At 51.8% G+C, this 8,492-nt stretch carries 4 protein-coding genes and 1 tRNA gene; 2 read left to right on the forward strand and 3 right to left on the reverse strand.

Features of this window, described 5'->3' with window-relative positions:
• Nucleotides 1-158: 158 nt before the first annotated feature.
• Complete coding sequence (locus tag Afil_RS06725; RefSeq protein ID WP_230267802.1) at nucleotides 159-1,655, reverse strand: nitrite/sulfite reductase; 1,497 nt, start codon at nucleotides 1,653-1,655, stop codon at nucleotides 159-161.
• Nucleotides 1,656-2,058: 403 nt separating this feature from the next.
• Here Afil_RS06725 and Afil_RS06730 point away from each other — a divergent pair.
• Nucleotides 2,059-2,145, forward strand: a tRNA-Leu gene (locus Afil_RS06730).
• A gap of 134 nt (nucleotides 2,146-2,279) precedes the next feature.
• Here Afil_RS06730 and Afil_RS06735 read toward each other — a convergent pair.
• Nucleotides 2,280-4,517 carry a nuclease domain-containing protein gene (locus Afil_RS06735; protein ID WP_230267803.1) on the reverse strand — a complete coding sequence of 746 codons (2,238 nt, stop codon included), beginning with the start codon at nucleotides 4,515-4,517 and terminating at the stop codon, nucleotides 2,280-2,282.
• Nucleotides 4,517-7,117, reverse strand: coding sequence for a DUF8727 domain-containing protein (locus tag Afil_RS06740; RefSeq protein ID WP_230267804.1), 2,601 nt, complete (start codon nucleotides 7,115-7,117; stop codon nucleotides 4,517-4,519). Before Afil_RS06740 ends, Afil_RS06735 begins: the two co-directional genes overlap by 1 nt.
• 287 nt (nucleotides 7,118-7,404) lie before the next feature.
• Here Afil_RS06740 and Afil_RS06745 point away from each other — a divergent pair, with 287 nt between their 5' ends.
• Nucleotides 7,405-8,178 (forward strand): hypothetical protein, encoded by a 774-nt coding sequence (locus tag Afil_RS06745; protein WP_230267805.1) that lies wholly within the window; start codon nucleotides 7,405-7,407, stop codon nucleotides 8,176-8,178.
• Nucleotides 8,179-8,492 lie beyond the last annotated feature (314 nt).

The raw sequence follows: 8,492 nt of genomic DNA on the forward strand, positions 1-8,492 counted from the left end.
GTTTTGAAAACCGGTGTAAGAAAACCGGTCTGAATCAGGAAAACGCTTCGGGATCAGAATTCTGATGCCGAAGCGTGAGTGAAAATCAAATTGGATATTAAATCAGGTAATCGGCAGCGGCTTCTTTTACTCCGTCTGGATTGGCCTTTTCCCAGGCATCATAGCCCATGCCAGAAGCTTCCACGATGCGCGCGAGATGGATCAGGAAATCCGGAATGCGATCCAACCGGAATATTGCCGAGCTCCACGCCCATTTTTTCTTCGCCCTGTTCATCGTTTCCTCCGGCATAAAGCAGGAAGGTCGGAACCGGCTTCTTATCGACGACTTTCAGAGCGCCGCGGAAACCGATCTTGCCGATCTGATGGGCGGCACAGCTCGACGGGCAGCCGGAAATATGAATCTGCGGCAGAGCGTCATCGGCGACGCCGGCTTCGCTGACTTTGGCCAGAATCGTGCGCAGCAGATCCTGCGAATCGCGCAGACCGACCTGACAGATGGACGCACCAATGCACGATTCGGACGTTTCGAACGCCGTCCGCGCCGCTTCGGATTCAATGATTTCCAGAATCTGACGGGCTTCGTTTGCAGTCAGGTTAATGATATAGGCCCCTTCGTCCGGGGACAGTCGCATTTCGACCTGATCCATATGTTCGAGAGCGCCGGACAGACGGCCGAGCGTTTCGATCGAAGGAACGCCGCCGCGCGGATGGAAGAGAACGCTGTACAGATCGCCGTTGGTCTGATGCTTCACGATGAAGGACTCTTCGAGCGGTTCGCCCTCGCCTTCCTTGTGAATGCGCAGATCTTCAAAATTGTCTACATACAGGTTCTTTTCTTCTTTGAGCTTGCGGAATTCCTTGTCGAATTCCTCGATCAGACGATCGCGGCCAAGGCTTTCCTGCAAATAGCGGGTTCTGGCTTTGGAGCGGTTTTCGTAGTTGCCGTATTTACGGAACAGGCGGATCATCGCTTCAATGACGTACAGAATCTTACCCGGTTCCAGGCTTTCTTTGACTTTTACGCCAAATTTAGGATTGTTTCCCAGACCGCCGGCGATATAGACATCGTAGCGGCCGTCTTCTCTGGCTACAAAGCCAAGATCGCGGAACGTCGCATGAGTGACGTTGGATTTCGAATTGGAGAACGCGACTTTCAGCTTGCGGGGCATTTTGTCCTGGTCGATGAAATCGAGCAGGAATTCAGCAGCCGCAAGGGCATGGGGCATAACGTCAAAGTATTCTTCTTCCACGCCGCTGAGCGGAGAGCACATCACGTTGCGCGGATAGTCGCCGCCGCCTCCGTAGCAGACGATGCCGACATTGGGGGCCTGCTCCATAATGTCGCAGACGGTATCGACATCGAGATCGTGCAGCTGGATGGTCTGGCATGTTGTAAAGTGCGCCATCTTGACATCGTGCTTGCGAATCATTTCAACAATAAAGCGCAGTTTTTCCGGCGTGACGCGGCCGCCGCTCATACGCAGACGCAGCATGCTTTTCTGGCCGCCGCGCTGGGCGTAGCTTCCGTATTTTCCGGAGAAGCCTTTGTATTCCTTCATATTCATCTGGTGATTGAAGAATTTTTCCGCTCCTTCGCGAAATTTCGGAACGACTTTCTTATATTCATCGTAATCGACAGGTTTTAAAACAGACATGGATATTTACCTCTATTCCACTTCAGTATAATACAGTGCATTTTCTGACACCCCTTACTTGAATCACAAATCTGAGGATTTTGACGTGCGGCTGTCTCCGCCCGGCTTCGTTTTTGAAACGTGTATATATCCTTTGCGGTTCCTTTCCTGCTCATTTCGGATAAAAAGAGCGTCTTCTCTGTTTTCTGTTCAAAATCTGGAACCTTCTATCTTCTTCCCCTTTTCTGGACTGCGCAGGATCCGCCTTGCTTCGTTCGCACGGAGTGCCCGCTGGATTGTGGAATATCACGCTATTCCTTCCAGGCTGCGAAACATGTCCTCGTGCCTGTCCGATTCGTCGGCTCTGGCGGCTTTTGATCTTTCCGTTGAATCCCCTTTTGGATTTCTTTATAATGAACACGTTGCCCGCGTGGTGAAACTGGTAGACGCAGTGGACTCAAAATCCATCGACAGCGATGTCGTGCCGGTTCGAGTCCGGCCGTGGGCACCATTTTCGAACTTCAGTCCCCAGATCTGGGGATTTTTTTATGAAACGAAATAACGCGCAGATCCATACGGAAATCTGCGCGTTTTGTTATGCGGGGTGAACAATGAAATCAATCCGCTCACTTAATCGCCGCTCACTCAATCGGATAAATCCGAATGAACTGCGTCGTTTAGAGGTTCTTCGTTTTTTTGCGCTGTATTTTCGTCGATCCCGTTTTCCGGCTCCAGTCCGGAAAAATCGACAGAGCGATCGACCGGCTCCTCGACCGGATTATCCTGTGCCGGATCCGAATCGAGCGAAGATGGGGTCATAGGCGGGAACGCTTCCTGATCTTCCGTGGCCTCCATCGTTTCGAAGTCTTCCTCAAACGGATCTTCGGGGTCAGCCTCATCGGGATCAAACAAAGACGCCTGCGAGAGTAGTGCCAGCGAGGCCAGCGGCGATTGCGAATCCAGATTGGCGGGAAGCAGACTGTCGCTGTCCGAAACATTTAGCGGCCGCTCGTAAATCGCTCGGGCCTTTTCGATCTGATTGGTAAAGAGACGCTGCAAAGCTTCAAACTGATCGGCCTGCCGGGTTCCCGGATATTCGTAAAGCGAAATGATTTCGACCTGCGGAAAGATCGACTCCGAATCGCGGACCAGATCGTAAATCGAGCGGGCGATGCGCAGACGAGTCTGTACTTCCGGATTTCGTCCATTGAATACGTAAAGACCGGTAATCTGATCGTCCGGATGAATCGGCGAAATGGAAAACAGATACTTGAAGATCAGCGGGAAAATTTTCTGCTTTTTGACATCGTGCGACGTGGAGTACTTGGCATCGCCGAGAATGTAGCGGGCGCCTTTCCACTTTGGACTTTCAATGCGGAATACGTAGTCCGGCGTGTAGTACGTTCCATAGGAAGATTCTTCACTGCCCTTGATCGGCATCGAAATCGATGTGGAGCGGCCAAGGCCGGTAATCGCGCGGTCTGGATGCTTGTGGTTGTAGATGACCGGCTGATAGTAAAGCGTGATTTTCAGATCGTCCTTCTGATAAATGTAGACGTTGTTGATCTCGGTGTTCTTATAAAACGTATCGCTTTCAAACGTGTAGTTGACCCGGTACGAACGGGTGCGCTGAAAGCCGCTGCTTTCGAAAAACTCGCCCAGCTTCGTCAGAACGTACACTTCATACATTTCCGTAATCTGCAAAAACGTTCGAACGAAGCGAAGATCGCCGACACTCACGTTTTTCCTCGCGAAGCAGCGGCTGATGCTTTCGTAAATCAGACGGTATGCGGGCAGCTGACGGAACGCCGGGGTCAGCGTCGGCGCTTTTTTCAGTTCAATGAGTCTGGCCGGAATGGCACGGGAATACACCTGATACAGATAACGGAACCCCGCGAGCAGATCCCGCAGTTCGTTTTCTGTCGAATCAAACGAGTTTTTCATGACTTCGTACAGGAAGGCCGCAGAGTTCTGCATGTTCGTGATCGTCTTGTCATGAAGAACCGACCGGGCAGGAATCAGCTTTTTCTCCCTGGCCAGTTCGGGAATCATGGCTTCAATATCGTCGCAGACACCCTTGAGAAACGAGAGAGTGACCTGATTTTCGTACACATCCGTCGTACTGAGCGTCTGATCGACGTGCGAGAGATCGGGAATATATGTGTTCATTCCAATACGCAGACCGACGCGGGAATCGCGAACACGATGCAGGGCTTCTGGATGTCCCAGCAAATACCGCACGCTGGCCTGCATGGACTGGCTGCTGCCGTTCTGAGAGTGAAGCGCAGCTTTTCTTGGCCGCAGGCGAATGAGCCGCCAGGACCGTTCAAAAAGCGTCGCGGTCTGCTTGAGCTGACGGATCTTGTCTTCAAGCGAATAGTAGCCGGGCCCTTTAGATCCTTCCCGGGTATCGTAGTCTTCCCTGGTTCCGTAAAAGAGCATCGGATTGTGACGGGCAATATAGGCGCCCATGGAATTGACGGAATAGTTTTCGTCCGTCAGCGGCGTGATGACTTCGATGTAGTCGGAGTAAAACATCTGAGCCGGTCCGCTGGCGTAAGTCACCCGGATGGTAAAGCGCGCAAAGCCAAAGGCATCGGCGAAAATCGATTTCGACCGGCCGCCGGGCGCGAAGTAGAGACGGTTGGTATTGGCGTAGTAGGTGGCACTGATCGGATAGTGGTTCAGCTGAACTTCCACATGCCGTATGTAGCCGGCACGCGGAACGCTGAGCTGCGCCGAATACGATCCCGTGGCATACACCTGGGCTTTCTGCGCTTTTAACAAATAGGAGAGCGGCAGTACTTCATCGGCCGGATGCAGCGGAACTTCGATCAGTTCCGCCCGGTAGTCGTCATAAAGCCGCAGTACGCTTTCGGACATCAGCTGAAGAACTGATAGAACTGCATGGAACCGTCTCCTTTTTCCATGATTTCCTTCAGTTTTCTGCCGCACTTAATGAGTCCGCCTGTTTCGCAGACTTTTTTCATTTTTTCCAGAATGGTACGGAACTGGTGCGAAGACCCGTTGATTTTCGGAAGCAGACGCTGGAGTACGGCGTAGTCGAGCGCCATCGTGCCGGCATCACTATAGGCCTCGTCTTCATCGGGTACAAACCAGCGCAGAGCGGTCAGCACGTATTTGCGCAGCGCGCTTTCCGAACGGATGGAAACCGTAAGTCCGGCTTCCTTGAACAGAGCGGCCAGCGACTGATACACGTCTTCAAGCGCGCTTGGCAGCGTCTGGCTGTCTTCCTGCGGCAGGAACACTTCGTCAAGCTGTTCGTGCGTAATCAGCGAAGAGCGGAATTCGTCTTCCAGAAGCGGTCTGGCCGGCTTGAGCAGCAGACGCTTTTCCGGCATCGTAATGACCCAGGCACGGTCCAGCAGACGGCTGCTTAACGGTTCGGTCGTGTGGTCGGACTGAATGGCAGCCGCAAAATGCAGAGTCCTCGGAATTTCAAACGTATACGTGTCGCCCAGCGCGATCGTACCGCGGATGGCGGCGTTTTCTTCCATGGACATGAAGTCGGCCCAGTAGTATTCCATGCTCGACAGGTTGGCATCGTCGAGAAGGACGAGCGCCGGGAGCGAATCCGAGCCGCTGTTTCCGCGGCTTTCCTGATTCAGAATGCTGAGCAGATCAAACAGACGCGGATCCGCTTTTTCAAAGGAGCGGGTCAGCGAGTTGTAAAAGCCGATCAGATCGCGGCGGCTTGACCAGCCGCGTTCGACGCTGACGGAGACAAAACGGGAGCAGTACGGAAACTGCGGATGACTTTTTTCAAGTTCTGCCGGCTGATCGAGGTGAAGCGCCTGCGCCGTAACGCGGCAGATCGACGTTTTTCCAGAGCCTGGCTGACCAGTAAAGATAGTCAGGAAGCCCTGGGTCAGGCAGATGAGAATGTTCAGAATTTCATTGCGGGAATATTCCGGACGGCTTTTCTGCATCGTGAACACCAGATAGTCCACGAGCTGTTCCTTCGAAAGGAAGGATCGCGGCATGGCCGCAATGGCGCGGGACGCCTGCTGGTAAATTTCCAGCCGTCTGGCATTTTCCAGACGGGCGGTATGTTCCATGAAGCGTTCGGAAATCATATCGTCAAATGAGATTTCCAGCGTTTTCTGGCTGGAGCGTTCGAGCAGTTCATCGAGTTTTCCCTGCAGGCCTTCCATCTGTACGTTGAGATCGGCAATGCTTTTTTCACGACGCGCAATTTCTTCCTGCAAGTAGGACGATCTTGCTTCCAGGTTGGCCACATCCTTGCCGATATTGGCCTGCCGCAGCGCTTCCTGGAATTCTTCTTCGGCTTTGGCTTTCATGGACTTGAGCTGATCGAGCTCTTCCTGATAGCGTTCGAGCTGCTGCTTTGGCTGCAGGATTTCCAGCTCATCGACGGCTTTCTGGAGTTCTTCCTTCTGCGCCTTCAGTTCGCTGTTTTTCTGCTTGAGCTGGCTTGTAAACGTGACGTATTCCGAATACGCAGGGAGCGCTTCGACAAATTCCTCATTTTCGAGCAGCTCATGAACCATATCCATATAGTCAGGATCGTCCTTGCGGGCCTTGAACATTTCCGGAATGAGCGAGGAAAGTTCATTAAAAAGTTCGCCGTTTTTTGCGGACGATTCAAAGATCGCCTGAAGCCGCTTTACCCGCTCCGCAGCCAGTGCGGCCGGAATGTCCTTGCCGCTGATCAGCGAGTTCTGGTAACTGGCCAGCAGACTCGCAAACGCGGCGGGATCGACACCGATAGTTTTCGCCGTTTTTCCCTTGATGGATGCGGTAAAGTTTTCGATCAGTTCCTCATCGGAAATGGTGTCGGTCGGACACGGTTCGATGCCTTCGCCTTCGATGCGGACATAGCCGCGCGTCACATCGATCTGTTCCAGCGTATGGATCCGATCCGCCAGAGAAGGCGAATACAGATAGCCGGAAATAATGGAGTTTTTCTGATCAAGCGAAGGATAGATCACCAGTTCATCGAGATCTTCGTCGTAACGGACCCGAAACGGACCGACGAGCGTATTTTCGATCGGACCTGGAATCATGACCCGCATATCTTCGTTGACGTCGCGGGTATTCAAAATCACCGTTGAATCTTTACGCCAGTCCCCTTCTACGGCTTCCTGGGGCAGCGCATAGTACCAGCCCACATCTTCCATGCGAAGAATCGATCCGGAATACTGCTTGAACACATCGAGTTTCCAGGCGGAAGGATAGACGCTCCCATCGCTTTTCAAATTTGGAATGAGCTTATCGCTCTGAAAATCAATAATGACGTCGTCTCCGTCCTGAAACAGATCGTCTAAACGCATCGATGTCGAAGAGGAAAACAGATTCAGGTTGGGATACTGCGATCCCGGAAGAATCTTCTCCACATCTTCATCGCTCAAACGAATAAATTTGTCTTTTTCATAAATGTACGTCGGATAAAAATTCACATAAAATCCGCTGGTTCGAATTTCTCCTACATAGCGCGGCATAGTTTCATTCCTTTCCTGCCTTTCGGCTGAATTAATTTGATTATAGGACCGATCCCGGCCAGATTTTACGTTAAGCCGCTGAATTCAGGGATGTTTAGAAAAAATATAGAAAAGGCGCTCCCGCTTTCCCCTATAATTGAATCGGTCTGTCCAGTCGCTTGATATTCAGCGCAGGCAATCTTGAATGTTTACGAATGTATTATTTCGTATTCGTTAAAATTGCGGTCGTTTAGGCAGCCGATCTGCACCGCTGCTTTAGGCGCTGGCTGGAGAAAAGAGGAAAATGCATGCATTTTACATTTAAGGAAATCGAATACTACAAACCCGATGGAAAACCCGACATCTGTCTGGAATGCTTCAGCGTAATCGACCTGAATGTCTATGAACTACTTGAATTCAGCCGCGACAAAAACAAGTGCTACTACTGGGCTTTGAAAAGTCAGATTACCGGCGATGTGAAAGCCTACATCACTTCGGTCTACTACATCGACGGCGAAAACAGCCTTACCGGAAAGCCGACGTTTAAAATCGTGCACGGTTTTGAATACGAAGACCCGCGCGAATATCACTGTCCGCGCTCGGTGCTCGACCGGCTGACGCCGACCACCGATCCGCGTGCCCTGCAATGGCGGCGCAAAGCGCAGTACGCGCTCAATCAGGCAGCCCTGCTCAATCAGAAATTTATCGAAGAACACCAGAAGGCGCAGCAGGAGCCGGATTTCTTGGTCCCTGCCCTGACTTCTTCTGTGACTGCGCTGATTGTTCAGGAAGAGAAGCTTCCCTTTTTGACCGAAGCAAAACCAGATAAGGTACACGATATGAAAAAAGAGGAAAACCAGACATACGCTTCAACTTCCCGTTCTCTTCTCAAAACCGACGCGGTGCTGCTTCCGCGCTCCCGTCATCAGACACCGAAACGCCGTCAGGTCCTTCTTGCGCCAAGACGTCTGAAAAAAGCAAAACGGCTGCCCAGACGACCGAGCAAGGATCATCCTTCCTTTACTGCAGGCAAACCAATGCACTTTCAGGGCAATGTCCTGCTGCTGAATCTGAAATATTAAGCGTACCTGTATCCTTTTCGCAATGGATTTTTGCGATTCTCTTTTCGCGACAGAGGATGACGCCTTCCGGCTGAATCCCTCCTGCCGACTCCATCCGCAGAAAAACCGGACTTTTCCGATCGTTTTCGATCCGGCAGAGTCCGGTTTGTTTGTTTTTTCTTTATGGCGATTTTGGACTGGCCGAATCGTAAGCGTCAAATAGAACCCGTCTAGAAATCGAGCGCAGACTCCTTCACAATTTCCGTGAAGACGTCTGCGCTCTTCTTTATAAAAAACTGCTCGACCGACTGCCCAGTGGGCTGCTGGTTGAGCAG

The organism is Allobaculum fili (genome assembly GCF_020969955.1).
GTDB classification, from domain to species: domain Bacteria; phylum Bacillota_I; class Bacilli_A; order Erysipelotrichales; family Erysipelotrichaceae; genus Allobaculum; species Allobaculum fili.

What these genes read in the sequence shown, in the direction of transcription:
- Afil_RS06725 (WP_230267802.1), bottom strand. Translation starts at nt 1,655, where the DNA reads ATGTCTGTTTTAAAACCTGTCGATTACGATGAATATAAGAAAGTCGTT.
- Afil_RS06735 (WP_230267803.1), bottom strand. Translation starts at nt 4,517, where the DNA reads ATGTCCGAAAGCGTACTGCGGCTTTATGACGACTACCGGGCGGAACTG.
- Afil_RS06740 (WP_230267804.1), bottom strand. Translation starts at nt 7,117, where the DNA reads ATGCCGCGCTATGTAGGAGAAATTCGAACCAGCGGATTTTATGTGAAT.
- Afil_RS06745 (WP_230267805.1), top strand. Translation starts at nt 7,405, where the DNA reads ATGCATTTTACATTTAAGGAAATCGAATACTACAAACCCGATGGAAAA.